This is a genomic window from Gelidibacter mesophilus DSM 14095 (assembly GCF_000423005.1).
Lineage (GTDB): Bacteria > Bacteroidota > Bacteroidia > Flavobacteriales > Flavobacteriaceae > Gelidibacter > Gelidibacter mesophilus.
The window spans coordinates 1-2,392 of the sequence record NZ_AUHD01000039.1; the positions used below are offsets into that span (position 1 = coordinate 1).

Consider the following 2,392-nt stretch of genomic DNA (forward strand, 5'->3'; position numbering starts at 1 on the left):
CCAAAAAGCGGAAAAAATAATCAAGTCGATTGAAAATCTTGAGAGTAAAAAAACATAGGAAAATGAAAACACTACTGCCAACACCGTGTATAATTCATTGCTAGTGCTAGCCTACTTGGAAATTCCTTCGGAATTTCCTCTGGTTCGTTTTTGTTTACTAAATTAGTTGCTGAAACACGCAACGAAATCATACACAAACACGTTGCCATTAATTTGAAAAAATGAACAAACCCATATTAATTGCGCTTCTGACTTTATTAATTTTGAGTTGCGCAGACATCAATCAAACGGAGAATAAAATTACCGAAATAGAAAATTTACGTGCGGAAAATGATAGTCTAAAAAAAATTGTATCGGAATTAAATAACAAATATGTTTTTGATAGCATTTTTGTTAAAACCACAAATGACCCAGACAACTCAAAAAAACTGAACTCTGACTATAAAATGGATATAATGATTGTCGCTTATAATTCGGACAAAAGTTATTTAGTGGCATATGACAAAGAAAAAGAGAATAAAATCAACCTCGATACTATAAAACATAGGAAAGGAATATATAAATACGAAACCAAATTGACGGACGACCTAAAGGAGGTTTTCATTGACCTCCATATCGAAAATGATTATGGACAGAAAATAATGGGAACATTAAGAGACCGAATAAAAATAAAAAACTAATGGCAACAATGTGTATAAGCAATGGCTTGTCCTCGCTTACTTGGAAAATCCTGCGGATTTTCCAATGTTACGTGAGTGTTTGCAATTGTCCGTGACGACCCACGCCACTGCCCATACACGTAACGTTGTGTGCAAGCCGAAAAACGAGAATAATTGAGAAAACGATTTACATAATTACTCTGATTTTATCAATAATCGGAATTCCATTATTTGAATTTATGGCTTTTAATTCAATGGTCAGTTTAAAATATGAAACACGTGAATTGACTGAATGTATTTCACTCGTTTCTGGAATTGATTTATGCAACGCAATTAGAACTTTTCACATTTTAGCAATTCTTTGTGGACTGACTTTCATCACGCTTTTGATTTACAGAAAACGGATTTTAAAAACGACTGAAAAGATATGATTTCAATTTTGCTCTTAATTCCGTGGATAATCTTTGGTTTCAAAAATCCGAATCTCAATTTATTCGGTTTAAATCAAACAAAAAAGTCCTTGCTTTTACTTTTAGGAATTGAAATTCTATTTTTTCTAATTCTTTATCTGACTTTACCAGAACCGACTTCAAAAATTGCAGGACTTCAAAGTTTTGCGTGGAATTATTTTATCTTGTATTATGCAAAAGGAATTATACCAACAACCGTTTTGAGCGAATATTTAAACGGAAATTTAGGAGATAAAATCGATTTGAATTATCAATATGTATATTTAATCGTAAGTTTAATAATCGACTATTTTATTTTGCTAATTATTAGTCCGAATATTAGAAAAATATGGAAAAAGAAAAAGCCTGCACACAACACCGTATAAAATTAATTGCTTGGTTAAAGCCTATTTACGAAAGTCCTCGCGGACTTTCTATCTGTGATTTATTTGCTAACTTTAGTGCTTAAAACACGCAACTAATCTTATACAAACACGTTCTACGCAATTTGAAAAACGCACTCAAAATATTAATTCTGACTTTGATTTTTGTTTCTTGTAAAAAAGAAACTAACACTGAATTGACCGAATCTAACTTTAATCTAAAAAAAGATTATACGGAATTGACTAATAAAATGAATGAAGTCGATACGATAAAAGTTTGGATGAATTTAAGCCAATGTACGTTTCAAGCAATCGAAAAACTGACAATTACTCGAAAAAATGATTCAATAAAAATCCAACCTGAATACGCTGAATCTATGGTTGTCGGAACTGAATTCAAAAAATCTCATCCGATAATTATTTCTGCGAATGACGAGAAATGGAAATTTAACGAATTTTTAAAAAGGAATAAAAACAGACTTGTCTCTGACAGTTTGAAATACGGACAATTGCAAATTACGCTGAATAATGAAAAACTGAACTTTTTTACTAATGGTCTTGGAGACTCTGGAAAGTTTTTAATTGACTACTGTAATACAATGAAAAACATAATGCCAAAAAGTGATTATCATATTTACGCAGGAACTGAAATAATAGGTGAAACCGAATTAATAACTGAATAAAAACTGCGTAGAACAACGTGTATAATTAATGGCTAGTTCTCGCCTACTTACGAAAATCCTCGCGGATTTTCTATTCGGTATTTATTTGCTAAATTAGGTGCTTAAACACGCCACTAATCATACACAAAACCGTTGGCATTCATTGAGCAGAACCGTTAAAAATGAGACTTATGAGTAATTTAAAAGACATTAAATCGGAAATTGAAAAATATGCGAAT

The 2,392-nt window shown here is 31.4% G+C and carries 3 protein-coding genes; all 3 read left to right on the forward strand.

Annotated features, from left to right (window positions below):
• The first annotated feature begins 221 nt into the window (after positions 1 to 221).
• The 3 genes from G525_RS0117750 (at position 222) to G525_RS0117765 (ending at position 2,174) form a co-directional block, all read left to right on the forward strand.
• Positions 222 to 680, forward strand: a complete 459-nt coding sequence (locus tag G525_RS0117750) for a hypothetical protein (RefSeq protein WP_245577826.1) — start codon at positions 222 to 224, stop codon at positions 678 to 680.
• A 406-nt stretch (positions 681 to 1,086) separates the two neighbouring features.
• A complete protein-coding gene (locus tag G525_RS0117760) occupies positions 1,087 to 1,494 on the forward strand; it encodes a hypothetical protein (RefSeq protein ID WP_027127329.1) in 408 nt (135 codons plus the stop codon).
• 248 nt (positions 1,495 to 1,742) lie between these two features.
• Positions 1,743 to 2,174, forward strand: coding sequence for a hypothetical protein (locus G525_RS0117765; protein ID WP_157491978.1), 432 nt, complete (start codon positions 1,743 to 1,745; stop codon positions 2,172 to 2,174).
• Positions 2,175 to 2,392 lie beyond the last annotated feature (218 nt).

Coding starts and splice junctions, on each gene's coding strand:
- G525_RS0117765 (WP_157491978.1), top strand. CDS start 1,743: ATGAATGAAGTCGATACGATAAAAGTTTGGATGAATTTAAGCCAATGT.
- G525_RS0117750 (WP_245577826.1), top strand. CDS start 222: ATGAACAAACCCATATTAATTGCGCTTCTGACTTTATTAATTTTGAGT.
- G525_RS0117760 (WP_027127329.1), top strand. CDS start 1,087: ATGATTTCAATTTTGCTCTTAATTCCGTGGATAATCTTTGGTTTCAAA.